Origin of the sequence: Sphingomonas sp. SUN019 (genome assembly GCF_024758705.1) — a bacterium.
GTDB lineage: Bacteria > Pseudomonadota > Alphaproteobacteria > Sphingomonadales > Sphingomonadaceae > Sphingomonas.
This window is the reverse complement of record NZ_CP096971.1, coordinates 383451-406148: the sequence shown is the minus strand read 5'-3', so window position 1 is coordinate 406148 and position 22698 is coordinate 383451. Positions and strand designations below refer to the sequence as shown.

At 64.6% G+C, this 22698-nt stretch carries 20 protein-coding genes and 1 pseudogene; 9 read left to right on the top strand and 12 right to left on the bottom strand.

All coding sequences use genetic code 11. The annotated features are described in order from the left end of the window. The first annotated feature begins 69 nt into the window (after nucleotides 1–69). From M0208_RS02020 to ald, 3 genes are read left to right on the top strand one after another with little or no spacing between them, the layout of a single operon-like run. Entirely contained in the window at nucleotides 70–660 is a 591-nt protein-coding gene (locus M0208_RS02020; RefSeq protein WP_258890075.1) for a methylamine utilization protein, read from the top strand. Next, the gene (locus M0208_RS02015) at nucleotides 660–3002 is read left to right on the top strand and encodes a bifunctional diguanylate cyclase/phosphodiesterase (RefSeq protein ID WP_258890074.1); all 2343 of its coding nucleotides are present in this window, start codon (nucleotides 660–662) and stop codon (nucleotides 3000–3002) included. The genes M0208_RS02020 and M0208_RS02015 overlap by 1 nt, the downstream gene beginning before the upstream one ends. A 55-nt stretch (nucleotides 3003–3057) precedes the next feature. Next, nucleotides 3058–4137, top strand: coding sequence for an alanine dehydrogenase (ald, locus tag M0208_RS02010; protein ID WP_258890073.1), 1080 nt, complete (start codon nucleotides 3058–3060; stop codon nucleotides 4135–4137). Between the two features lie 207 nt (nucleotides 4138–4344). On the opposite strand, the gene M0208_RS02005 is transcribed toward ald, so the two are convergent. Continuing rightward, nucleotides 4345–5523, bottom strand: coding sequence for a VWA domain-containing protein (locus M0208_RS02005; protein WP_258890072.1), 1179 nt, complete (start codon nucleotides 5521–5523; stop codon nucleotides 4345–4347). A gap of 151 nt (nucleotides 5524–5674) precedes the next feature. Further along, nucleotides 5675–6238: a CHAP domain-containing protein gene (locus M0208_RS02000; RefSeq protein WP_258890071.1), complete on the bottom strand. Its 564-nt coding sequence runs from the start codon at nucleotides 6236–6238 to the stop codon at nucleotides 5675–5677. 175 nt (nucleotides 6239–6413) lie between these two features. Here M0208_RS02000 and M0208_RS01995 point away from each other — a divergent pair, with 175 nt between their 5' ends. After that, the gene (locus M0208_RS01995; RefSeq protein WP_258890070.1) at nucleotides 6414–7481 is read left to right on the top strand and encodes a class I SAM-dependent methyltransferase; all 1068 of its coding nucleotides are present in this window, start codon (nucleotides 6414–6416) and stop codon (nucleotides 7479–7481) included. Nucleotides 7482–7493: 12 nt separating this feature from the next. On the opposite strand, the gene M0208_RS01990 is transcribed toward M0208_RS01995, so the two are convergent. From M0208_RS01990 to M0208_RS01965, 6 genes are all read right to left on the bottom strand, one after another. Beyond that, a complete protein-coding gene (locus M0208_RS01990; protein WP_258890069.1) occupies nucleotides 7494–8348 on the bottom strand; it encodes a MoxR family ATPase in 855 nt (284 codons plus the stop codon). Nucleotides 8349–8418: 70 nt separating this feature from the next. Further along, nucleotides 8419–9078, bottom strand: coding sequence for a DUF6975 family protein (locus tag M0208_RS01985; protein ID WP_258890068.1), 660 nt, complete (start codon nucleotides 9076–9078; stop codon nucleotides 8419–8421). Nucleotides 9079–9162: 84 nt separating this feature from the next. Next, nucleotides 9163–10065 (bottom strand): hypothetical protein, encoded by a 903-nt coding sequence (locus M0208_RS01980; protein WP_258890067.1) that lies wholly within the window; start codon nucleotides 10063–10065, stop codon nucleotides 9163–9165. A gap of 341 nt (nucleotides 10066–10406) precedes the next feature. Next, nucleotides 10407–12440, bottom strand: a complete 2034-nt coding sequence (rpoD, locus tag M0208_RS01975; protein WP_258890066.1) for an RNA polymerase sigma factor RpoD — start codon at nucleotides 12438–12440, stop codon at nucleotides 10407–10409. Continuing rightward, nucleotides 12440–14329 carry a DNA primase gene (gene dnaG, locus M0208_RS01970; RefSeq protein ID WP_258890065.1) on the bottom strand — a complete coding sequence of 630 codons (1890 nt, stop codon included), beginning with the start codon at nucleotides 14327–14329 and terminating at the stop codon, nucleotides 12440–12442. Before dnaG ends, rpoD begins: the two co-directional genes overlap by 1 nt. 1 nt (nucleotide 14330) lies before the next feature. Then, nucleotides 14331–14783, bottom strand: a complete 453-nt coding sequence (locus M0208_RS01965) for a GatB/YqeY domain-containing protein (protein ID WP_258890064.1) — start codon at nucleotides 14781–14783, stop codon at nucleotides 14331–14333. Between the two features lie 96 nt (nucleotides 14784–14879). Between M0208_RS01965 and carA the strand changes: the two genes are divergently transcribed. From carA to M0208_RS01940, 5 genes and pseudogenes are all read left to right on the top strand, one after another. Continuing rightward, the gene (carA, locus tag M0208_RS01960) at nucleotides 14880–16061 is read left to right on the top strand and encodes a glutamine-hydrolyzing carbamoyl-phosphate synthase small subunit (RefSeq protein WP_258890063.1); all 1182 of its coding nucleotides are present in this window, start codon (nucleotides 14880–14882) and stop codon (nucleotides 16059–16061) included. Next, the gene (locus M0208_RS01955) at nucleotides 16058–16546 is read left to right on the top strand and encodes a hypothetical protein (protein ID WP_258890062.1); all 489 of its coding nucleotides are present in this window, start codon (nucleotides 16058–16060) and stop codon (nucleotides 16544–16546) included. The genes carA and M0208_RS01955 overlap by 4 nt, the downstream gene beginning before the upstream one ends. Nucleotide 16547: 1 nt before the next feature. Then, nucleotides 16548–19880, top strand: a complete 3333-nt coding sequence (gene carB / locus M0208_RS01950; RefSeq protein WP_258890061.1) for a carbamoyl-phosphate synthase large subunit — start codon at nucleotides 16548–16550, stop codon at nucleotides 19878–19880. A gap of 78 nt (nucleotides 19881–19958) precedes the next feature. Beyond that, nucleotides 19959–20435 carry a transcription elongation factor GreA gene (gene greA, locus M0208_RS01945; protein WP_258890060.1) on the top strand — a complete coding sequence of 159 codons (477 nt, stop codon included), beginning with the start codon at nucleotides 19959–19961 and terminating at the stop codon, nucleotides 20433–20435. Between the two features lie 104 nt (nucleotides 20436–20539). Beyond that, a pseudogene (locus tag M0208_RS01940) lies at nucleotides 20540–21235 on the top strand (APH(3') family aminoglycoside O-phosphotransferase); the annotation flags it as partial. A gap of 4 nt (nucleotides 21236–21239) precedes the next feature. On the opposite strand, the gene M0208_RS01935 reads toward M0208_RS01940, so the two are convergent. The 4 genes from M0208_RS01935 to M0208_RS01920 form a co-directional block, all read right to left on the bottom strand. Next, nucleotides 21240–21467: a DUF4170 domain-containing protein gene (locus M0208_RS01935; protein WP_258890059.1), complete on the bottom strand. Its 228-nt coding sequence runs from the start codon at nucleotides 21465–21467 to the stop codon at nucleotides 21240–21242. Nucleotides 21468–21538: 71 nt separating this feature from the next. Continuing rightward, on the bottom strand, nucleotides 21539–22012 hold the full coding sequence (locus M0208_RS01930; RefSeq protein ID WP_258890058.1) for a YqjD family protein: 474 nt from the start codon (nucleotides 22010–22012) through the stop codon (nucleotides 21539–21541). After that, nucleotides 22009–22365 carry a DUF3618 domain-containing protein gene (locus tag M0208_RS01925; protein WP_258890057.1) on the bottom strand — a complete coding sequence of 119 codons (357 nt, stop codon included), beginning with the start codon at nucleotides 22363–22365 and terminating at the stop codon, nucleotides 22009–22011. The genes M0208_RS01930 and M0208_RS01925 overlap by 4 nt, the downstream gene beginning before the upstream one ends. After that, complete coding sequence (locus M0208_RS01920; protein ID WP_258890056.1) at nucleotides 22358–22696, bottom strand: phage holin family protein; 339 nt, start codon at nucleotides 22694–22696, stop codon at nucleotides 22358–22360. The genes M0208_RS01925 and M0208_RS01920 overlap by 8 nt, the downstream gene beginning before the upstream one ends. Nucleotides 22697–22698: the final 2 nt, after the last annotated feature.

Below are 22698 nucleotides of genomic sequence, written 5' to 3'. Positions count from 1 at the left end.
GATATGGTTGAATTGGCGTTAAGGCGGCCTTTACAACGCCGTAACCGGATCGCGACTAAGGCAGCAGGCATGACCGTTCGCTTGTTCCTGCTCGCCGCGACCAGCGTATTTTACGCAAGCGCCGCTTTCGCCGCCCCCGTGACGATCGACGTGCGCGGGCCTGACGGCAAACCGATCGCAGGCGCGGTCGTCGCGGTGGAGGCTCCCGGCGTCGCCACGCCGCCGCCGCGCGGCGCGTATTCGGTCGAACAGCGCAACATCCAGTTCCAGCCGCATGTCCTGATCGTGCCGGTCGGCGCGAGCGTCGCGTTTCCCAATCGCGACAAGGTGCGGCACCACGTCTATTCATTCTCCAAGCCGAAGAAATTCGACCTTAAGCTGTATGGCCGGGAGGAAGCGCGCACAGTTACGTTCGACAAACCTGGCGTCGTGGCGCTGGGCTGCAATATCCACGATTCGATGAGCGGTTTCGTGTTCGTCGTGAGTACCCCGTTCGCTGCGCAGACCAACACCACGGGCCGTGTCGCGTTGCAGGGCGTGCCGGCGGGCGCCGTGACCGTCCGCGTCTGGCATCCGTCCATCCGCGCACCGGGCAACACGCTGGTGCAGGCGCTGCGCGTCGCGCCGAACGGACTATCGACGACGGTCAACGCGCGCTGATGGCATTTTCGCGGCCCCGCTTCCGCTCGCTGCGGACGAAGCTGGCGGTGCTGTACGCCGGGCTGTTCGCGCTTGCGCTGGTCGCGATCGTCGCGGTGACGCAAGTGATCGTGCGCCACAACGCGCGCGAATCGGTGATGGCGGAACTGGCCGCGAGCGGGACGGTGTACGACCGGTTGTGGGCTCTGCGGCAGCAGTCGCTGGCGGGGGCGGCCGACGTGCTGGCGCGCGATTTCGGCTTCCGCAGCGCGGTGGCGAGCGGCGACGCCGCGACGATCGAATCGGCGTTGGTGTCGCTTCGGGCGCGGGCGCGAGTCCGCGATGCGATGGTCGTCGATCTTGAGGGTCAGGTGATCGGCGCGGCGGGACCGCTGGCCACGGCGGTGTCGCAACTGCCGTTCACGCTCAGCGCCGGGCGGCATGACGCCGTGGTCGTCGTCGACGGTCAGGTTTACCGCGTCGTCTTGTCGCCGATCCTCGCACCGACCGAAATCGGCTGGGTCGTGTTCGCGTTGCGGCTCGATTCGGCCGAGATGCGCGGTCTGCAAAAACTGTCGTCGATCCCGTTGATCGCGACGATCCTGCACCCCGACGAGGCAGGGCATTGGGTGGCCGCGGATCGGTCGATCGCGCCGGATCGCGGGCTCGACCAGTTGGTCGCCGAATCGAGCAACGCGCGCCCGCTGACGACGCTCTCGTTGCCGACGGGACGAGCGTTCGCATTAGCCAAGCCGTTGCGCGGGGCCGACGGCAAGGTGACTGCGGCGATGCTGATCCGCTACCCGACCCATCTTGCGCTCGCCCCGTACCGCCCGATCAGCGTCGGCATCGTGATCGCCGGATTGCTCGGATTGATAGCGGTCGTTCTTGGCAGCGGCCGGCTGGCGCGCGGGATCGCGGGTCCGATCGCTGCACTGGACGCCGCCGCGCAATCGCTGGAGGAGGGCACGCGCGCGGAAGTTTCGATCGAGAGCGGTGACGAGATCGGGCGGCTGGCGGAAAGCTTCAACCGGATGTCGGCGGGGATCGTCGAGCGCGAACATCGCATCACGCATCTGGCGTTCCACGATTCGCTGACCGGCCTGCCGAACCGGGTATCGCTGCGTCAGGCGCTCGATCAGGCGCTGGCGCGGTCGGCGCATAACGGCGATCCGATCGCAGTGCTGTGCCTCGACCTGGACGGGTTCAAGGGCGTCAACGATACGCTTGGGCACCCGGTCGGCGACGCGCTGCTGAAGCTGATTGGATTGACGCTGACGACGCTCGCGCCCGACGCCTTCGTCTCAAGGTTGGGGGGTGACGAGTTCGCGATCCTGCTGTCGGGCGGTTTCGATGTCGATCGGCCGCGCGCGCTGGCGCAGTCGATCGTCGATTCGCTGACCGAGCCGGTGCAGACAGAGGGGCATCTGATCGCCACCGGCACCAGCGTGGGGATTGCGCTCAGCCCCGGCGACGGGCGGGACGCGGATCAGCTACTGAAGAACGCCGATCTCGCACTGTATCGCGCCAAACAGGATGGCCGCGGCGTTTTCCGTTTCTTCGAACCCGCGCTGGACGAAGCCGCGCGCCGCCGTCGCCAGATCGAACTCGACCTGCGCCAGGCGCTGAAATGCGGCCAGTTCGAGTTGAATTTTCAGCCGATCGTCGATCTGAAGCGCGACCGCGTCGGCTGCTTCGAAGCGCTGCTTCGCTGGCATCACCCGACACGCGGTCTCGTCTCACCCGTCGAGTTCATCCCGGTCGCCGAGGAGACGGGGTTGATCGTTTCGATCGGGGAGTGGGTGTTGCACGAAGCGTGCCGCGCAGCGACGGCGTGGCCCGAGCATATCCGCATCGCGGTGAACGTTTCGCCGCTGCAGTTCCGCAATTCGGGCTTCCAGGCGATAGTGCTGCAGGCGTTGACCCGCAGCGGCCTCGCGCCGCAACGGCTTGAGGTGGAGATCACCGAATCGGTGTTCCTCGACGGGGAGGAGAACGTCGTCGCACTGCTCCACCGCCTTCGTGCGATGGGCGTTCGCGTCGCGCTGGACGATTTCGGCACCGGCTATTCATCGCTCAGCTATCTGCGCAGTTTTCCGTTCGACAAGATCAAGATCGACCGGTCTTTTGTAACGCCGGTTGCCTCGGATCACAGCGCCGCCGCCATCGTCCGCGCAATCGTCGACCTGGCGACGGCATTGCACATGGAGACGACCGCGGAGGGCGTGGAGGATGCGGAGCAGCTATCCGAACTGCGCGGGCAGGGATGCAGCAGCATTCAGGGCTACTGGTTCAGCCGCCCGCTGGATGCGGCTGCGGCCGGGGCGTACATCGCCGCCGAGGGAGTAACGCTGGCGGCCTGAGCATAACGGCTCTAGATGGTCGCATCTGTTACTTCTGGCGATTCGGGAGCCCATCATGCGCGTCGGCGTGCCCAAGGAAATCAAGAACCACGAATATCGCGTCGGGCTGACGCCGGGCGCGGTGCGCGAATACCGCGCGCGCGGGCATGAGGTGCTGGTCCAGACCGGCGCTGGAGCGGGCATCGCCGCAGACGACGCAGCCTATGTCGCGGCGGGCGCGACGATCATTCCGACCGCCGGAGAGGTGTTCGCGCAGGCCGAGATGATCGTGAAGGTGAAGGAGCCGCAGCCGTCCGAATGGGTGCAGCTGCGCGAGGACCATATCCTCTTCACCTACCTCCACCTCGCGCCCGATCCCGAGCAGGCCAAGGGATTGATGGCGTCGGGCGTAACGGCGGTCGCGTATGAAACCGTGACCGACACGCACGGCGGCCTGCCGCTGCTCGCGCCGATGAGCGAAGTCGCGGGGCGGTTGTCGATCGAGGCCGCGGGAACGGCGTTGAAGGCGTATAACGGCGGCCGCGGCGTGCTGATGGGTGGCGTCCCCGGCGTCGCGCCGGCGCGGATCGTAGTGCTGGGCGGCGGCGTCGTCGGCACCCACGCCGCGAGGATGGCGGTCGGGCTGGGAGCGGAGGTGACGATCGTCGACCGTTCGATCCCGCGGCTGCGCCAGCTCGACGAGCTGTTCCAGGGGCGTGTCCGTACGCGCGTGTCGACGCTCGAATCGATCGAGCATGAGATTTCGGAGGCCGATGCGGTGATCGGCGCCGTGCTGATCCCCGGCGCGTCGGCCCCGAAGCTGATCACCCGCGCGATGCTCGGCCACATGAAGCCGCGCGCGGTGCTGGTCGACGTCGCGATCGATCAGGGCGGCTGCTTCGAAACCAGCCATGCGACGACTCACGCCGACCCGACCTATGAGGTCGACGGCGTGATCCATTATTGCGTCGCCAACATGCCGGGCGCGGTGCCGCTGACGTCGAGCCACGCGCTCAACAACGCGACGCTGCCGTACGGTCTGGCGCTGGCCGACAAGGGTTATGCGGCGTGCGAGGCGGATGTGGGGCTGATGAACGGCCTGAACGTCCGCCACGGGAAGATCGTCAATCAGGCGGTCGCCGAGAGCCTGAGATAGGAATTCGAGGTAGGGGAGGAGGGGGTTCGCCACGAAGCGGACCCCCCACTACCAGAGATGTCGCACGCTTGGTGACTTCCCCGGCGAAGGCCGGGGTCCAGTTTCACAGGTGCCTGTTACGGTTGGCTGAACCAGCCAACTAAAGACGTTGCAACTGGGCCCCGGCCTTCGCCGGGGAGGTGTTACGCGGTCGAGTGATCGGAAAACCTACCGCTTCCGCGTCAATTCCCGCATCCCGTCGTCCAGCCCGGCCAGCGTCAGCGGGTACATACGGTCGTTCATCAACTCGCGGATGATCTTCACCGACTGCGAATAGCCCCATTGCGCGCTCGTGACCGGGTTCAGCCACACTGCGGCCGGGTACGTCGTGGTCAGCCGGTGCATCCACACCGCGCCAGATTCCTCGTTGAAATGCTCGACCGAGCCACCCGGATGCGTGATCTCATACGGGCTCATCGACGCGTCGCCGACGAACACCAGTTTATAGTCGTGGCCGTATTTGTGGAGCACGTCCCACATCGGCGTGCGTTCGGAAAAGCGCCGCTTGTTGTCTTTCCACACGCCCTCATACGGGCAATTGTGGAAATAGAAGAATTCGAGATTTTTAAACTCGCTGGTCGCGGCCGAGAACAATTCCTCGCACAGCTTCACGAACGGGTCCATCGATCCGCCGACGTCCAGGAACAGCAGCAGCTTCACCGCATTGCGGCGTTCGGCGCGCATCACGATGTCCAGCCAGCCCTGCCGCGCGGTGCCCGCGATCGTGCCGTCGATATCCAGCTCGTCCGCCGCACCCTCGCGCGCGAACCGGCGCAACCGGCGCAGCGCGATCTTGATGTTGCGGGTGCCGAGTTCCTTGGTGTTGTCGAGATTGCGGAATTCGCGCTGGTCCCACACCTTCAGCGCGCGCTTGTGCTTCGATTCGCCGCCGATCCGCACGCCTTCCGGGTTGTAGCCGCTGTTGCCATAGGGCGACGTGCCCTTCGTCCCGATCCACTTGTTGCCGCCCTCATGGCGTTTCTGCTGTTCCTCGAGTCGCTTCTTCAGCGTCTCCATGATCTCGTCCCACGAACCGAGCGATTTGATCGCTTCCATTTCCTCGGCGCTGAGATATTTCTCGGCGACCGCCTTCAGCCAGTCGGCCGGAATTTCCGCGGTCTGCTGCCCGAAATTGGTCTCGATGCCCTTGAAGACCTTGGCGAAGACCTGATCGAACTTGTCGAGCAGCCCCTCGTCCTTCACATACACCGATCGCGACAGGTAATAGAATTGCTCGGGCGTCCGATCGATCACCTCGCGGTCGAGCGCCTCGAGCAGGATCAGATGCTCCTTCATGCTGGCCGGAATGCCCGCGCTGCGGAGCTCGTCGAGGAAGTTGAGGAACATCAGCCGAAGGTTCCGAAGGTTCCGGAAAAACGACAACACGCCATGTCCGGGCAATCGTCGACAGGTCGATCGATGATAACGGAGCGCGCGCGGGTCATTGGGCGTGTCTGGCATATATCATTGTTGTAGGACAGCCCGCGCGAATGCCGTTTTAGCGCGTCGCGGCCTCCGCGCCCGGCACATAAGCGTCGATCAGCGCGCCGATGTAATCGGGATTGCGGCTGGTGATGTCGGGGGAAGGGCGGCCGGGGGCGTAGATGAAGCCGTTGACGCGGTAGATGGTGCCGCCGAGGCCGGTCGCGTCGCGATACCAGACCTTCACCTCGCTCCAGTCGTTGTCGCGGCTGACGTCGAACAACGTCACGTCCTGTTCGGCATGGCCACGTTCTCCATTCTGGCGCGACCAATTGGCGTGGGTCAGCATCACCACGCGCTGTTCGACGATCCGGCTGACCACCGCGACGTGGCCCAGCGGCAGGCGCGATTGCTTGGCGAAGGCGATGACCGATCCTACCCGCGGGCGTTCGCCACGGTCGTACTTGCCCCCCGCCTGATCCCACCACGTCCAGGCGTCGCCATAAATCTGAATGCCCGATGCCGCCCGCGCGAACGGCACGCACTGGCCGACATAGTCGAGCAACGACCTGGCAGTAGCTTGCCCGGCGGCGGCGAGCGACAGGCTCAAGAAACTGGCGAAAAGGAACACGTTACGCATACACGACACCTATCCGGCGTCCCCCAACCAAGGGGTGTCCGTAAAAGGTTAACGAAAAGTTAACTATGCGGCGGATCGAGTTTCGTGCGTCCGGACCAAGCATAATGTGATATTACCGCGCCAATAAGAGCCGTTGCCGGGTCGCGCTGCACATCCTTTTTGGGGAGGAGCGATCATGACTGGTTTCAACGAAGAGCGCCTTCACGCGCTGGTGGGCAAGATGCTGGGCGATCTGGGCGGCGCGTATAGCGTTCCGACCGCGCGGATCGGATATCGGCTCGGGCTGTTCGACGCGTTGCACCGGGACGGCCCGGCGACAGCGGCGGAACTCGCCGAAAGGGCGGGCGGGCTGGCGGAACGCTATGTCCGCGAATGGGCGATGGCGCAGGCGGCCAACGGATACGTCGACTATGACGCGGCGAGCGGACGCTTTGCGCTGAACCCGGAACAGGCGATGGTGTTCGCGGTGACCGACAGCCCGGTCTATCTGCGCGGTGCGTTCGATCTGGCCGCGGCGATGATCGAGGGCGAGCCCAAGGTCGAGGCGGGTTTCCGCGACGGCAGCGGCGTGGCGTGGGGCGACTCCGCGGGATGCCTGTTCTGCGCGGTCGGCGCGTTCTTCCGTCCCGGCTATGTCAACAACATCGTCCAGAACTGGCTGCCCGCGCTGGATGGCGTTGGGCCGAAGCTGGAATTAGGCGCGGACGTCGCCGACATCGGCTGCGGCGTCGGTTTCTCGACCTTGCTGATGGCGCAGGCGTTCCCGAACAGCCGCTTCGTAGGTTACGATTTTCACGAACCATCGATCGCCGAGGCGAACGCCCATGCGGCGGCGCACGGCCTGAGCGATCGGGTGCGGTTCGAGACCGCGGCGGCGAAGGACATTGCCGACGATGGGTTCGACCTGATCACGGTGTTCGATTGCCTGCACGACATGGGAGATCCGCGCGGCTGCGCGGCGCACATCCGGCAGATGATGAAGCCCGACGCCAACTGGATGATCGTCGAGCCGATCGCGGCGGATCGGCCTGAGGACAATATCGGCAATCCGGTCAGTCGGCTGTACTACAACGCGTCGACGATGATCTGCGTGCCGACGTCGCTGGCGCAGGAGGTCGGTGCCGCGCTGGGCGCGCAGGCCGGGGAGGCGGCGATCACCGGCGTTTTGCGCGACGCTGGGTTTTCGCGTGTGCGGCGCGCGGCGGAGGGGCCGTTCAACATGATCCTGGAGGCGCGGGCGTAGAGGCTGGGCCTGTCAGCCCTTGTTCGCCTGTCGCTTGGCCATGAACGCCAGCCGTTCGAACAGCATCACGTCTTGTTCGTTCTTCAGCAGCGCGCCGTGGAGCGGGGGGATCGCCTTGGTCGGGTCGCGGTTCTGCAGCACGTCGAGCGGCATATCCTCGTGCAACAGCAGTTTCAGCCAGTCGAGCAATTCGCTCGTGCTGGGCTTCTTCTTCAGACCGGGCACGTCGCGGACATCGTAGAAGATGTCCATCGCCTTGCTGACCAGGATCTTCTGGATGCCGGGGAAATGGACGTCGACGATCGCCTGCATCGTCTCGCGGTCGGGGAATTTGATGTAGTGGAAGAAGCACCGGCGCAGGAATGCGTCGGGCAGTTCCTTTTCGTTGTTCGACGTGATGACGACGATCGGGCGTTCGGCGGCGCGCACCGTCTCCTTCGTCTCATAAACGTGAAATTCCATCCGATCGAGTTCCTGCAACAGATCGTTGGGAAACTCGATATCGGCCTTGTCGATCTCGTCGATTAGCAGGACGGGCGGGGTGGGATGGGTGAACGCCTCCCACAATTTGCCTTTGCGGATATAGTTCGCGATGTCGTGCACCCGCTCATCGCCCAACTGACCGTCGCGCAGACGGGCGACCGCGTCATATTCGTACAGGCCCTGCTGCGCCTTCGTGGTGGATTTGATGTTCCACTCGATCAGCGGCGCGCCAACCGCCTTCGCGATTTCATAGGCCAGAACGGTTTTTCCGGTCCCGGGTTCGCCCTTCACCAGCAGTGGGCGACGGAGAGTAACCGCAGCATTCACCGCAACCTTCAGATCGTCGGTCGCAACGTAGCTCTGCGTTCCCTCGAAGCGCTTCATGCCCATTTCCCGTATCGTTCGAAAACCGGGTTTGGCGATAGCGGGAAGGTGCGCGTCAGTGCAAGCCGCGTCAGCGGTCGCGGCGGGCCGAGGCGCGGGCGTCAAGAAGTTGCCAGACCCCGCGGTGCTGCGCGAGCAATTGCTGCACGCCGAACGCGATCGCGCGTTCGGTGGCGGGACTGGGCGCGAGGTCGACGAGCAGCGCGGTGACGTCCTCCGCGCGTGGCATCGTATCGGCACGCTGCTCCACGCCTGCGCGCACCGTCGCAATGTCCAGGATGCGACGAATCCCGCGCCAGTCCAGCAGGAAGGCCGCCGCCGCGCCGATCGCGCATCCGGTGCGGTCGGACCGGGCCAGCATCGTCAACGCGTGCCGTTGCGCGAGTACCGCCGCTTCGCATTCGGCCTGTCCGGGCGTGGATGGCAACGGACCAACCGCGGCGGTCAGCGCCACCAGCGCGGCGCGTTCGTCGGCAAAGGCATCGGCGGCGGCGTCCAGCGCATCATGGATCGGCTGTGCGCCGTTCGCGTGTCGTGCGAGATCGACGATTCCCGGTGCGGTGGCATGAAGCGCGCAGAGGGTGTGGACCGCGTCCGCCAGATCGCGCAACGCAACCGCCGGACCGATCAGCGCGTTCGGCCAGGCGGCGGCGGCGGTGCCGTCCGCCTGGACCATCGCGACGATCGTCTCGCTTAGCGCGGCCCGTCCCGCAATCGTTACCGTCGCCACGCAATTCCCCCGCCTGGGCGCGAAAAGCGCACCCTCCCGCCCGGTGTGAAGCATGGGTTTATACGAAGCGTGTAAAGACGCGGTTTACGGGTGCGGGGCGCCCGCGCGCGATACGGTGATGGTCGCGACCAATTCCTCGATCCGGGTCGCCGGCCGGAGCGCCGACAGGCCGATCGTCACCGGAATCGCTTCGGCGCCGCGGACCAGCAGGCTGGTTACGACACGGCGTGGCGCGGCGTCGCCGAGCACCGATTCCATCGCTTCGCCGACAGCAACCCGGCCCGACACGTCGATCAGCGAAGCGAAGCGGACAGTCTCCAGCGCGTCGCGCGCCACACCGATCAGATGGGCGAGCGCGACTGGCGGGTCGATCAGATAGCCGCGCAGGCCGATCCGCGTGACGACCGCGCCGCTCGCCTCGATCGCAGCCGTGATCGCGTTGTTGCGCGCGCGGGTGACGGCCAGATCTTCTTGGGTCGTCAGATCATGGATGTGAATGAGGCAGCCGTTCGGAAATGGCGACAGAACGCAGGCGATGCGGCGTGTCGGATAGCGCGCGGGCACCATTTCCACCTGCTCGTCGATTCCGCTGACGGAGACGCGCGCGATCGCATCGGACAAAAATCCGCCGCCCACGACCGCCATTGCGGCGGGGCTTGCGCCGCTGCGCACCATATCGCCGAAGCGCGCGCGCACGGCGCGGCTGGTGGCGACGATCGCGCCATCGTGGTCCGCGATCATCACCAGTTCATCGATGGCGTCGAGCAGCGCGGCGAACGCGGCCTCGTCCCCCAAATCGGCGCTGTGTGGTGCGCAAAGCGCATCCATGACGTCGAGTGAGGTCAGCGCAAAACGCGGCCGGCCGCGGTGTAGAATGTACACCGGCGCGCGCGCCGCACGTTCCTGCCAGATGCCAAAATGGCGGACCAGGTCCGATGCGGTGACACATTGCTGTGCGGCGGGTGAGCTTGGAAGCGCGTTTGCCATGACGAAGGGCTCGCGCAGCACAACGGGCTTCGCAAGGCAGCCGGACCGGTTCGGACGTGATGCTGCTGCGCGAACCGTGCGCGACAAACCCGAAATGGACCGAAATCACCGCGCGGAATTTCAGTCACGCCCGCCGGCACGTTCCTGAATTGCGTAACTGGCGGCGATCATGCAGCCACCGGACGGTTAACGAGACGCCGCTAGAATGGGCTGCATCGGGGCGGCGGCACGGTCCAGCAGTTGTCCTGAAGAAGACCGGTTCGATGCGGACACTCCCATCGCATCGCGCCGACCAGAAGAGCGCCCCGGCGACAGATGGTCCCTTTCGCCGGGGCGTTCGCTTATTGGTCGAGGAAGGACCGCATCTTGCGGCTGCGGCTCGGGTGCTTCAGCTTGCGCAGCGCCTTCGCCTCGATTTGCCGGATGCGTTCGCGGGTCACGCTGAACTGCTGGCCGACTTCCTCCAGCGTATGATCGGTGTTCATCCCGATCCCGAAGCGCATCCGCAGCACGCGTTCCTCACGCGGGGTCAGCGACGCCAGGACGCGCGTGACGGTTTCCTTAAGGTTCGCCTGGATCGCGGCGTCGACCGGGATGACCGCATTCTTGTCCTCGATGAAATCGCCAAGGTGGCTGTCCTCCTCATCGCCGATCGGCGTTTCGAGGCTGATCGGTTCCTTGGCGATCTTCATCACCTTGCGGACCTTTTCGAGCGGCATGGATAGGCGCTCGGCCATTTCTTCCGGCGTCGGCTCGCGGCCCTGTTCGTGGAGGAACTGGCGGCTGGTCCGGACCAGCTTGTTGATCGTCTCGATCATGTGGACCGGGATGCGGATCGTCCGCGCCTGATCCGCGATCGACCGCGTGATCGCCTGGCGGATCCACCAGGTCGCATAGGTGCTGAATTTGTAGCCGCGGCGGTACTCGAACTTATCCACCGCCTTCATCAAGCCGATGTTGCCTTCCTGGATGAGGTCCAGGAACTGAAGTCCTCGATTCGTGTACTTTTTCGCGATCGAGATCACCAGCCGCAAGTTCGCTTCGACCATTTCCTTCTTGGCGATCCGCGCTTCGCGTTCGCCCTTCTGGACCATGTTGACGATGCGGCGGAACTCGCCCAGCGCCATGCCGGTCTGCTGCGAAATCTCGGCGATTTCCATGCGGATGCGATCGACAGCATCGCCTTCGTTGACCGCAAACGCGGTCCACTTCTTGTCGAGACCCTGCACGGTCGCGATGAACGTGTCGTCCAGTTCGTGACCCATATAGCGGTCGAGGAAATCCTTGCGATTCACCTTATGCCGCTCGGCTAGCCGCAGCATCTGCCCGCCCAGCGCAGTCAGGCGCCGGTTATAGCTGTAAAGCTGATCGACGAGATATTCGATCTTGGCGTTGTGGAACTGGACGCTCTCGACTTCGGCGGTCAGTTCTTCGCGCAGCTTGTGGTATTTGCGCTCGTCGCCCGTCGACAATTCCCCGCCCGCGCTCATCGCGTCGAGGCGTCCCGCCTGCATCTTCGAGAATTTCTTGTAGATCGCGGTGATGTTTGCGAACTTTTCGAGCGCCTGCGGCTTCAGCGTCTCTTCCATCTGCGCGAGGCTGAGGGTGTTGTCCTCCTCCTCGTCATCGGATGGGCGTGGCGTGCGGCGCTCGGTCATGTCGTCGTCGTCTTCGGCGACCGGCGCTTCCTCGGGCTCTTCTTCTTCCTTGAAGCTGGTGCCCGCGGTCTTTTCGCTGATCTCGCCGGTATCGTCCTCGGCGGCGGCGACCTGCTCGGCCGACGGACCCTTCGACAGCATGGCGTCGAGATCGAGAATCTCGCGCAGCTGCATCGTGCCTTCGTTCAGCGCGGTCGACCAGTCGATGATCGCGTTGAACGTGATCGGCGATTCGCACAGGCCCAGGATCATCGTGTCGCGACCGGCCTCGATCCGCTTGGCGATCGCGATCTCGCCCTCGCGGCTCAGTAGCTCGACCGCGCCCATCTCGCGCAGGTACATCCGCACCGGATCGTCGGTGCGATCGATCGTTTCCTTCTTCTTTTCCGGAAGCGGCGAATTGTCGTCGGTAGCGGTGGCGTCGACCGGTTCGGCGTCGTCGTCGTCGGCGCGTTCCTCCGGCTCGCCGTCTTCGCCGGCTTCCTCGTTCTCGACGATGTTGACGCCCATCTCGTTCAGCGCCGCCATCGCATCTTCGAGCTGATCCGAGGTCAGCTGATCCTGCGGCAACGCTTCGTTGAGCTGGTCATAGGTGATGTATCCGCGCTTCTTGGCGCGGGCGAGCATCTTCTTCACGTTCGCGTCGTTGAGATCGATCAGCGGCGCATCCCCGTTTTCGGCCGTTTCGGGGGCTTCCGCCATGTTCGTCTTCGCCATCAATAGTCCTCGGTACCAAGCGCGCGGGCGTCTTCGTTCGCCTGCACGAGATTTGCAAGCCGCTCGTCCAGCGCCCGTTGTTCGTTCAACAACGCCACCTGCCGCGCAAAGGCTTCATCGGTAAAGCGCGCCTGCATGGCGGAAGTTGCCTCCGCCAGCGCCGCGTCCACCTCCGGTCGGGCGACAAGGATCGCGATCGCTTCGTCCAGATCGTCTCTGGCGCGCGCCGCGTCCCCCACCTTTTGCGTGAAACTATATGGCATCGTGTCGGCTCTCAGCAGGTCGGAAGCGACCGTTTCAAAACCGGATTTGGCCAATATGGTGACGAGGCGGCGGCTATCAAGCGCCCCCTTGTCGCGGAGGTCTTCCAGCGCGACGTCCACCACAGCCTCGAATAGCCGCCCGAGCGCGCCGTCCACGAAACGCAGGCCGCCCAGGAGCTCCATATGCCGCGCGATCTCTGCCGGGTGGCGAATCAGCCCGGCGAGTACGGCTTTCGCCAGCACGCGATCGATGCCGCCTGCTGCGCGAACCGCCTTGGCGTCATTGGTGGTGGGGGGCGGGGGCGGGGTCCATTTGCCCTTGGCGTCGCGCTTGCCCATCGGGCCGCGGGGCACGAACGCGGGACGGACGCGGGTGAAGGCGTCGTCGAAGCGGTTGCGGAACTCGGCCTGATATTCGCTGCGCACCGACGGGTCGGCGATCGTCTGCGCCAGGTCGGACAGGCGGCGTTTCAGCCCGGCGCGTTGTTCGGGAGTGACCGCGGGTTCGGCGGCGAGTTCGTGTTTCCACAGCCGATCGACGAGTGGTTCGGCCTCGCGGACCAATGCCTCGAACCCGATCGCGCCCTTCGCCTTGACCAGATCGTCGGGGTCTTGCCCCTGGGGCAGCGTAACGAACGACAGGCTGCGGCCCGGCGCGAGCATGGGCAGCGCGCGGTGGGCGGCGCGCAAGGCGGCCTTCTGTCCCGCCGGGTCGCCATCGAAGCACAGCGTCGGCACATCGACCATCCGCCACAGCCGCTCCAACTGCGCCTCGGTCAGCGCGGTGCCGAGCGGGGCTACCGCTTCGCCCAGGCCCGCCTGCGCCAGCGCGACGACGTCCATATAGCCCTCGACCACGAACACCCGCGCGGTCTTGCGCACCGCGGACGCGGCGCGATCGAGATTGTAGAGGATGCGCCCCTTGTCGAAGAGCGGGGTGTCGGGGGAGTTGAGGTATTTCGGCTCGCCCTCTCCGATGATGCGCCCGCCGAACGCGATGACGCGCCCGCGCGGGTCGCGGATCGGGATCATCAGGCGGCCGCGGAAGCGATCATAGGGTTCCTTGCCCTCCACGCTGATGAGCAATCCGGCTTCGATCAGCATCGGGTCGCCAAATTCCTTCAGCGCGGTGCGCAGTTTTCCCCGGCTGTCGGGCGCGAAGCCGAACTCGAACGCACGCCGCGTCGCTTCGGATACACCGCGCCGGTCGAGCAAGGCGCGGGCCTCGCCCCCGGCCAGCCCATCCAACTGCGCCTCGAACCACGCCGCTGCCGCGGCCATGACGTCGTGCAGGCCCTTCTGCTGCTCTGCCCGTTCCGCCGACTGCCGATCGGGCGCGGGGACGTCTAGCCCCGCGGCGGCGGCGAGTTCCTTCACCGCATCCATGAAAGGAAGCCCGCGCTGGTCGGTCATCCACCGAATCGCGTCGCCATGAGCCGAGCAGCCGAAACAATGGTAGAAACCCTTGTCGTCGTTGACGTAGAACGACGGGGTCTTCTCGTTATGGAACGGGCAGCAGCCTTTGTACTCGCGGCCCGCTTTGGTGAGTTTGGTGGTCTTGCCGATGAGGGTCGACAGCGAGGTGCGGGCACGGAGTTCGTCGAGAAAGGCGGGCGTGAGCGTCACCTTACGCCAGCGCCGCTTTCACCAGCCCGCTCGCCTTGCTCATGTCCAGTTCGCTAGCGTGGCGTGACTTCAGCTCGGCCATGACGCGGCCCATGTCCTTCATGCCGGACGCGCCCAGTTCGGCCTTGATCGCCTCGATTGCGGCCTTCGTGTCGGCTTCGCTCAACTGCGCGGGGAGGAAGCGTTCGATCACGGCGACCTCGGCTGTCTCCGCGTCGGCCAGTTCCTGACGTCCGCCGCTTTCGAACATCGCGATCGATTCGCGACGCTGCTTGACCATTTTCTGCAGCACTTCGACCACCAGCGCGTCGTCGTCCGCCACCGCGCCGCCGGTCCGCGCCTCGATATCGCGGTTCTTGATCGCCGCCTGCATCAGGCTGACGGCGTTCCGGGTTTCCTTGTCGCCGGCCTTCATGGCGGCGATCTGGGCGGCTTTGATGTCGTCTCGAATCATGGGATCTTCTCTTAACAGATTGACGCACCCGAGGGGCAGGTTTAGCGGGCGGGGCTTAGCGACATCGTTGATCCACACAAGGAGTGCCCGCCGATCATGGCCGACGCCAACCCTAGCCATGCGCCCGTTCCGCCGGGCGCAACCGGGTGCCTGGTCCTTGCCAGCGGAGAGGTGGCGTGGGGGCGTGGTTTCGGGGCGGAGGGCCATGCGGTGGGGGAGGTGTGCTTCCACACCGCGATGACCGGCTATCAGGAGATCATGACCGATCCGTCTTTTGCGGGGCAGATCATCACCTTCACCTTTCCGCATATCGGCAACGTCGGCGCGAACCCGGACGACGTGGAGGCGGATACGCCGCACGCGCTGGGCATGATCGTGCGCGAGGACGTGACCGCGCCGTCCAGCTTCCGCAGCGTCGAGCGGCTGGACGGCTGGATGAAGCGGCACACTCGGATCGGGCTGGCGGGCATCGACACGCGGGCGCTGACCCGACGGATCAGGGGCGCGGGCGCACCCAACGGAGTGATCGCGCATAGTGCTGAGGGCGTGTTCGACGTGCCCTTCCTGATCGAGCAGGCGCAGTCGTGGCCGGGGCTGGAGGGGATGGATCTGGCCAAGGAGGTCACGCGCGAGACGCATGGCGGCTGGGACGGCGGCGTCTGGCGGCTGGGCTTCGGATACGGAAAGTTAGCGGAAGGTGAGTCCAAGACGATCAACCGCCCGCATGTCGTCGCGATCGACTATGGCAGCAAACACAATATCTTCCGCAACCTTGTTCAGGCCGGAGCGAAGGTATCGCTAGTTCCCGCTGGCGCGTCTTTCGAGACGATCATGGTGCTGGAGCCGGACGGCATCTTCCTGTCGAACGGCCCCGGCGATCCCGCTGCGACCGGCGAGTATGCCGTTCCGGTGATCCGGCGGCTACTGGAAACGGGAAAGCCGCTGTTCGGCATCTGCCTTGGCCATCAATTGCTGGCGCTGGCGGTCGGCGCAAAGACGACCAAGATGTTCCAGGGCCACCGCGGCGCGAACCACCCGGTCAAGCGGCTGAGCGATGGCGCGGTCGAAATCACCAGCATGAACCACGGTTTTGCGGTCGAGCGCGACAGCCTGCCCGCGGGAGTGACCGAAACGCACGTGTCGTTGTTCGACGGATCAAATGCAGGAATCGAACTGAACGACCGACCGGCATTCTCGGTCCAGTATCATCCCGAGGCGAGCCCGGGGCCGCAGGATAGCTTGTACCTGTTCAAGCGGTTTGTGGGAGGATTGCGGTGATCGCTTCGATGTTCTTGCTCTCTGTATTGCTTGGATTGTCTCAGGCGACGCCGTCGCAGACGACGCCGCAAGGAAAGATGTTTTACATATCACCCGAGCGCTGGTCCTACTCATGTCCCGAGAACGTCCGCGGCGCAGACGGACTGCCGCTATGCAGTGCCCGCTACGACTCCTATCCAGCGCTGATGGTCGCTCGCGTTGACCAAGGTATGACATTGACCATCCCGGCAAAGTGTCGGCGGGCAGTCAATCGATTCGGAGAGGAAGTCGACGTCTACAATGATTTTAGCGTCACGGTATCATTGAAAGCGGATGTAGCCGTTCAGGACATCAGTACTGCGATCGTTAATTATCTTTCGAACTTGCCACACGGCATCAAGCGGGTGTGTGGCAAGGATTACGGAAAGGACAGGTATGAGATCAACGACGATGATTTACAACCGATGATCGAGGCAGTCTTCATTAACAAGAAATCGCCGTTCTAATATGCCCAAACGCACCGACATATCCTCCATTCTCGTCATCGGCGCTGGTCCCATCGTGATCGGTCAGGCGTGCGAATTCGATTATTCGGGTACGCAGGCGATCAAGGCGTTGCGCGAGGAGGGGTATCGCATCGTCCTGGTCAATTCGAACCCCGCGACGATCATGACCGATCCCGAACTGGCCGACGCGACCTATGTCGAGCCGATCACCCCGGAGGTGGTCGCGAAGATCATCGAGAAGGAACGGCCGGACGCCGTTCTGCCGACGATGGGCGGGCAGACCGCGCTGAACACCGCGCTGGCGCTGTTCCGCGACGGTACGCTGGAAAAGTTCGGCGTCACGATGATCGGCGCGGACGCCGATGCGATCGACATGGCCGAGGACCGGCTGAAGTTCCGCGATGCGATGGACCGGATCGGGCTGGAATCCGCGCGTTCGGCGATCGCGCACAACGAGGCGGAGGCGCTGGAGGGGCTGGAGAAGGTCGGCCTGCCCGCGATCATCCGTCCCAGCTTCACGATGGGCGGATCGGGCGGCGGCATCGCGTACAATCGCGAGGAGTTCATCGCGATCGTTCGCAACGGGCTGGACCTGTCGCCGACCACCGAAGTGCTGATCGAGGAATCGCTGCTCGGGTGGAAGGAATATGAGATGGAGGTGGTCCGCGACCGTGCGGACAACGCCATCATCATCTGTTCGATCGAGAACATCGACCCGATGGGCGTCCATACCGGCGACAGCATCACGGTCGCGCCCGCGCTGACGCTGACCGACAAGGAATATCAGATCATGCGCAACGCAAGCATCGCGGTGTTGCGTGAAATCGGTGTCGAAACAGGCGGTTCCAACGTCCAATTCGCGGTCAACCCGAAGGACGGGCGGCTGATCGTGATCGAGATGAACCCGCGGGTATCACGGTCGTCGGCGCTGGCGTCCAAGGCGACGGGCTTTCCGATCGCCAAGGTCGCGGCGAAGCTGGCGGTTGGATATACGCTCGACGAGATCACCAACGACATCACCGGCGCAACCCCGGCCTCGTTCGAACCGACGATCGATTACGTCGTGACGAAGATACCGCGCTTCGCATTCGAAAAGTTCAAGGGTGCCGAAGCGGTTCTCGGGACCGCGATGAAGAGCGTCGGCGAAGTCATGGCGATCGGGCGCAATATCCATGAATCGCTGCAGAAGGCGCTGCGCGGGCTGGAGACCGGATTGTCGGGCTTCAACACCGTCGACCGCCTTGTCGACGCACCGCGCGCCGAGATCGAGGCCGCACTGGCGGTCGCGACGCCCGACCGGTTGCTGGTCGCGGCGCAGGCGCTGCGCGAGGGGTTCACCGTCGCGGAGGTCCATGCCATCGCGAAATACGATCCGTGGTTTCTGGAGCGGATCGCGGAGATCATCGCGGCCGAGGCCGAGGTGATGAAGGACGGCCTGCCGATCGATGCACCCGGGATGCGGCGATTGAAGGGCATGGGGTTCAGCGACAAAAGGCTCGCGTATCTGGCGCTGCAATCGGCCAATTTGCGCGGAATGCGGCGCGGGATCGCGCGCGGATCGGGGCTGATCCATGAGGCGGTGAAGGCGATGACCGGCGGCGTGACCGAGGACGAGGTGCGCGAACACCGGCTGAAGCTGGGCGTGCGGCCGGCGTTCAAGCGGATCGACACCTGCGCAGCCGAGTTCGATGCAAAGACGCCGTATATGTATTCGACCTACGAAGCGCCGATGTTCGGTGAGCCGGAAAACGAGGCGATGCCGAGCGATCGGCGGAAGATCGTCATCCTGGGCGGCGGGCCGAACCGGATCGGGCAGGGGATCGAGTTCGATTATTGCTGCTGCCACGCTTGCTTCGCGCTGGCGGACGCGGGCTATGAAACGATCATGGTCAATTGCAATCCGGAGACGGTGAGCACGGATTACGACACCTCCGATCGGCTGTATTTCGAGCCGCTGACCGCGGAGGATGTGCTGGAAATCCTGCATGTCGAACAGCAGAACGGCGAGCTTGTAGGCGTGATCGTCCAGTTCGGCGGGCAGACGCCGCTGAACCTGGCGAGGGCGCTGGAGGCGGCGGGAATTCCGATCCTTGGCACCAGCCCCGACGCGATCGATCTGGCGGAGGATCGCGAGCGCTTCGCGGCGCTGGTCAGCAAGCTGAAATTGCTCCAGCCTTCGAACGGCATCGCGCGCAGCCGCGAAGAGGCGCTGATCGTCGCCGAACGCGTCGGCTATCCGGTGCTGATGCGCCCCAGCTACGTGCTGGGTGGGCGTGCGATGGAGATCGTCGACGGACCGGCGCAGTTGGAAAACTATATCCAGACCGCGGTGCAGGTGTCGGGCGACGCGCCGGTGTTGATCGACCAGTATCTGCGCGATGCGATCGAGGTCGATGTCGATGCGATCTGCGACGGCGAGGACGTCGTCGTCGCGGGCGTACTGCAGCATATCGAGGAAGCGGGCGTCCATTCGGGCGACAGCGCGTGTTCGATCCCGCCCTACAGCCTGTCCGACGAGACGATCGCGGAGATAGAACGCCAAACGCGCGCGCTGGCGCACGGCCTGTCGGTGAAGGGGCTGATGAACATCCAGTTCGCGGTGAAGGACGGGCTGGTATACCTGATCGAGGTCAATCCGCGCGCATCGCGGACGGTGCCGTTCGTCGCCAAGGCGATCGGCGCGCCAATCGCGAAGATCGCAGCGCGCGTGATGGCGGGGGAGAAACTGAAGGATCTGCCGGCGATCGACCGCCATATCGATTATTATGCGGTGAAGGAGGCGGTGTTTCCGTTCTCGCGCTTCCCCGGCGTCGATCCGGTACTGTCACCGGAGATGAAGTCCACCGGCGAAGTAATGGGGATCGATCGTGACTTCACGATCGCCTTCGCCAAGTCGCAGCTGGGCGCGGGAACGATCCTGCCCCAGACCGGTGCGGCGTTCATCAGCGTGAAGGACGGCGACAAGGCGTCGATTGCGATTGCCGCACGCACCCTGATCGATGCGGGCTGGACGATCGTCGCAACCGGCGGGACCGCGGATCATCTGGAGCGTGCGGGGCTGGCCGTGGAGCGCGTGAACAAGGTGGCGCAAGGCCGGCCGCACATCGTCGACCGGATCAAGGACGGCGGGATCGACCTGATCTTCAACACGACGGAGGGCTGGCAGAGTTTGAAGGACTCCCAGCCGATCCGTGCATCCGCTTTGGGACAGCGTATTCCGTACTTCACCACGGCTCCGGCAAGTCTTGAGGCGGCAAAGGCAATTGCGGCTTCGGCGACACAGAACCTTGAAGTCAGGCCGCTTCAATCCTATTATTCGCACCCGCACAATTGATCCCCGGACAATCTGTTGGTGTGCGGGCGACCTTATCAGGGGGTCGCTCGGGAATGGGGCTTTGACGAAGGACTAAGCATGGCGACCGTCGAGAAGATGCCGATGCTGCAGGAAGGCTATGAAACGCTGAATGCGGACCTGAAACGCCTGAAGGCCGAACGCCCGACGATCGTCGATGCGATCGAGGAAGCGCGCGCGCACGGCGACCTTTCTGAGAACGCCGAATATCACGCCGCCAAAGAACGGCAGGGTCAGGTCGAGGCGTCGATTTCGGACATCGAGGACAAATTGAGCCGCGCGCAGATCATCGATCCGAAGGAGCTGTCGGGCGACAAGATCGTGTTCGGCGCGACGGTCACGCTGAAGGACGAAGACGACAAGCCGGTAAAGTATCAGATTGTCGGGCAGACCGAAGCGAATGCCAAGTCCGGTCGAATCAGCTACAATTCGCCGCTGGGCCGCGCGCTGATCGGGCGCAATCTGGACGACGAGGTCGAGGTGACGGTGCCGTCGGGCGATCGTTATTACGTCGTGTCGAAGATCGAGTTCATCTGACCGAGCAACTGACCGCGTTCATGCCCGCGATGCCGAGGGCGCTGGGCGAGTTGATCGCGGGTCATGACGCGGCGGCGCAAGCGGGCGGCTAATCGGGATGCGCCGTCCTGCTGCTCACCGCACGTGATCGTGAACGTTTGTACCTGAAGCATGGCGCGGGCCGCTTCGCCGCCGACGTCATGGACGAGGCGGCGCGGCTTGCGTGGCTGGCGGGCCGTATTCCGGTTCCCATCATTCGTCAGTTCGTGGCGGAGGCGGATGTCGCATGGCTGCTGACGACTGCGCTGCCGGGGCGCACGGCCGATCAATGGCTGGAGGACGATCCGGACGCGCTGGGTGAAATCGTCGTATTGTCCGCTGATTTCCTAAAGACGCTGCACGCGCTGCCGGTCGATGACTGTCCGTTCGACGCGGGCCATCGCGTGCGGATGGCGGCGGCTCGGCGCAATATCGACGCGGGGCTGGTCGACGAGAATGATTTCGACGACGATCATGCGGGTTGGAGCGCCCTGAAGGTCTGGGACGAACTGGTCGCGATGTTGCCGATCGCCGCCGACCGGGTGGTCACGCATGGCGATTTTTCGATGGGCAACCTGCTGTTCGATGATGGTCGCGTGACCGGGTGCATCGACGTCGGCCGCGTTGGCGTCGCGGATCGCTATCAGGATCTTGCGATCTTCTGGCAGAATCTTGCGGAGCACGGGACCGAGTTCCAGTCCGCTTTCCTGCGCGCCTACGGGATCGATACCATCGACCCCGACAGACTGCGCTTTCATTGCTGCCTCGACGAACTGTTCTGATCGCTTACTCAGCCTTCTTGATCAAATCGGGTTCGAGCAGGCGGTGGAGGTGCACGACGACGTATTTCATTTCGGCGTCGTCGACGGTGCGCTGCGCTGCGCCGCGCCACGCCTTTTCGGCGCTGGCGTAATCGGGAAAGACGCCGACGATCTCGATCGAGTTGAGATCGTCGAAGTCGAGCGTGCGCGGGTCGCGCACGCGGCCGCCGAAGACGAGGTGAAGTTTGCTCATGCGGGTTTCCTGTAGGGGTCGGCGCCGCCCTTAGCGCGACCGCTGCACGGATTGAACCCGGCAGAGCATAGTTACTTCGTTTTTGCGGCGTCCTTCCCGGCCTGCGTCGCCGCGGTGCCAGCGCTGCTGGCAGCCTTTACGACGCCATCGAACAGCGACTTCACCTGATTCTTCGCTGCCGAGCGCGTCAGGCCAAGTCCGTCCAGTTCTTCCTTGCCCGCGGCCTTTGCCGCCGCGATCGCCGCGGTCGCTGAAGCCGCAACGCGCTTGCCGACCGGCGCGAGCAATTCTTTTTCGCGGCGTCCGCGCGGGATGACCGCCGCGATCAGCGCGCCGAGCGCGAGGCCGCCGACGAGCACGCCCATCGGATTGGTCTCGATCGTCTCGGCGGTCTGGCGCGCCGCTTCACGAGCCTTGTCGCGCGACAGATCGACCGCGTCGTTGGCCTTAGTGCGCGCGGACTCATAGGCATGCGAAGCCTTGTCACGGGCGTGATCGATGCCGTCGCGCAGTTTCTCGCGGGTGGTGTCGTGGGCTTCGGTCATGACGGTTTCCTTTTCACCGGCAAGGGCCGGGGTCTTGTCGTTCGAACGCGTGAATGGGTTGCGGGTTTCGGCGTTGTCGCACGTTTCGGCAGCACATCGGCGACCAGCGCCTTCACCTTGTCGCGCGCCAGCCACAGGCCGACCAGCGCGGCGGTCCCGGCGATGATGCCGGGATTGCGTCGCGCGGTGTCGACGCCACTGCGAAGCGCGCGTTCGCTGCTGTCGGCGATGCTTTCGACCGTGTCGCGCGCGATCGTGCGCGGGTCGAGCCGGGTTTGAAGCGTTTCCACCGTGCCCGACAGACGCGCGCGCGCCGCGGCGACGCGGGCTTCGGCGGCGGTGACGTCATTCATTCACGGCACTCCGGGAGGCGAGTTTGGATTTGCCGATAAGGCCCAGGATCGCCGCGACGACGATCACAACGCCGACGACGATTAGCGTGGCGATTCCGGGGCCGGTGTGCGGTGTAAGGGTCAAAATCAGGCCAATCAGCAACGCGATGAAGCCGCCAAACCCCAACGCGCCAGCCGCGCCGAAAAAGATCGCCGCGCCACGGTAGCGCCCGACCGTCTCACCCGCGCGCGCCTTCAGGACGCCGACTTCGGCGACCGCCAGTTCGCGCGCGTCGCCGACCAACTGGCCGATCAGCGTCGTGATGCCCGTCTCTGTTTCCCCCGGAGTCATGC

Coding starts and splice junctions, on each gene's coding strand:
- M0208_RS02020 (WP_258890075.1), top strand. CDS start 70: ATGACCGTTCGCTTGTTCCTGCTCGCCGCGACCAGCGTATTTTACGCA.
- M0208_RS02015 (WP_258890074.1), top strand. CDS start 660: ATGGCATTTTCGCGGCCCCGCTTCCGCTCGCTGCGGACGAAGCTGGCG.
- ald (WP_258890073.1), top strand. CDS start 3,058: ATGCGCGTCGGCGTGCCCAAGGAAATCAAGAACCACGAATATCGCGTC.
- M0208_RS02005 (WP_258890072.1), bottom strand. CDS start 5,523: ATGTTCCTCAACTTCCTCGACGAGCTCCGCAGCGCGGGCATTCCGGCC.
- M0208_RS02000 (WP_258890071.1), bottom strand. CDS start 6,238: ATGCGTAACGTGTTCCTTTTCGCCAGTTTCTTGAGCCTGTCGCTCGCC.
- M0208_RS01995 (WP_258890070.1), top strand. CDS start 6,414: ATGACTGGTTTCAACGAAGAGCGCCTTCACGCGCTGGTGGGCAAGATG.
- M0208_RS01990 (WP_258890069.1), bottom strand. CDS start 8,348: ATGAAGCGCTTCGAGGGAACGCAGAGCTACGTTGCGACCGACGATCTG.
- M0208_RS01980 (WP_258890067.1), bottom strand. CDS start 10,065: ATGGCAAACGCGCTTCCAAGCTCACCCGCCGCACAGCAATGTGTCACC.
- rpoD (WP_258890066.1), bottom strand. CDS start 12,440: ATGGCGAAGACGAACATGGCGGAAGCCCCCGAAACGGCCGAAAACGGG.
- M0208_RS01965 (WP_258890064.1), bottom strand. CDS start 14,783: ATGATTCGAGACGACATCAAAGCCGCCCAGATCGCCGCCATGAAGGCC.
- carA (WP_258890063.1), top strand. CDS start 14,880: ATGGCCGACGCCAACCCTAGCCATGCGCCCGTTCCGCCGGGCGCAACC.
- carB (WP_258890061.1), top strand. CDS start 16,548: ATGCCCAAACGCACCGACATATCCTCCATTCTCGTCATCGGCGCTGGT.
- greA (WP_258890060.1), top strand. CDS start 19,959: ATGGCGACCGTCGAGAAGATGCCGATGCTGCAGGAAGGCTATGAAACG.
- M0208_RS01935 (WP_258890059.1), bottom strand. CDS start 21,467: ATGAGCAAACTTCACCTCGTCTTCGGCGGCCGCGTGCGCGACCCGCGC.
- M0208_RS01930 (WP_258890058.1), bottom strand. CDS start 22,012: ATGACCGAAGCCCACGACACCACCCGCGAGAAACTGCGCGACGGCATC.
- M0208_RS01925 (WP_258890057.1), bottom strand. CDS start 22,365: ATGAATGACGTCACCGCCGCCGAAGCCCGCGTCGCCGCGGCGCGCGCG.
- M0208_RS01920 (WP_258890056.1), bottom strand. CDS start 22,696: ATGACTCCGGGGGAAACAGAGACGGGCATCACGACGCTGATCGGCCAG.